The organism is Oleiphilus sp. HI0061 (assembly GCF_001635675.1).
In genome coordinates, this window is sequence record NZ_LWFE01000022.1 from 1 (window position 1) to 1,022 (window position 1,022).

The window sequence follows — 1,022 nt, forward strand, 5'->3', positions numbered from 1 at the left end:
ATGGAAGCTCTTTAACTCGTGAGAGAACTTTAGGGTTCCAGTGTTCAATGGCAGTTTCTAGCATTTGAGGGATAGATAAGCATTTTGATGATATCTCAATCCCCAACAGCCTAAAGATACAGCTCAAATTCTCTTTGGCTTGGAGAGAAGAGACGGCCTTCGCGTGGTTTTGTTTACTCAGCTTCTGACCTTTAGCAGATAGTACCGGGAAATGAGAGAATTCGGGAGGCTTATAGTCAAGCGCTTGATAGAGTGCCAATTGCATGGGAGTAGAGAAGAGTAGGTCGTAGCCTCTTACGACATGTGTAATATTCTGTCGGTGATCATCATTAACCACAGCTAGTTGATAAGCATAAAAGCTTTCTTTACGCTTAAGAACAAAATCATCATCTAGTTTATACGAGTGTTCACCTTGCATGCCGTCATGCCAATAATATAGTTCTTCGGTATTCCTAAACTTCTGAGCACAGTTTTGCTTATCGACAGACTGGCGTAGGCAAGCTTCATTGTGTCGACCACCGTTTGTAGCCAAGTATTTTCGACTACAGGGGCAATAGAAAATTGCTTTTCTTAAGTCCAGTTTTGTTAACAAGCTTTCGTATTCAGCACTATGTGCTGATTGAAAAACTATTGGTTCATCCGAGAATAAATGGTGGGCTTCAAGTGTCTCGATAATTTGCTGGCTAGCGCCGGGTGCTTCACGTAAGGGGTCAATATCTTCAATTCTTACAAGCCAGGTACCCGAATTTCTCCTTGCCTCTAAATAGGAAACCAAGGCAGCGAAGAGTGAACCAAAGTGTAAAGGGCCGGTAGGGGACGGAGCAAAGCGACCGCGATATGAGCTCATAGATCTAAGGATATTGGGTAGGAGTAGCTCCCACCCAATCTATCAGGATTAAATTCCTGTTTGGCGCTCTTTAATTTCAGCGAGCGTTTTACAGTCGATGCATAGGGTTGCAGTAGGTCGTGCTTCAAGCCGACGAATACCGATCTCTACACCGCAAGAATCGCAAAAGCCATAG

General features: G+C 43.8%; 2 protein-coding genes. Both read right to left on the minus strand.

Annotation, left to right across the window (positions count from 1 at the left end; genetic code table 11):
• Window positions 1–847: tRNA glutamyl-Q(34) synthetase GluQRS (gene gluQRS / locus A3735_RS00400; protein WP_068637344.1), on the minus strand; the 847-nt coding region annotated here is incomplete at its 3' end.
• 48 nt (window positions 848–895) lie between these two features.
• The coding region (locus tag A3735_RS28610; protein WP_197485546.1) for a TraR/DksA C4-type zinc finger protein at window positions 896–1,022 on the minus strand (127 nt) is incomplete at its 5' end.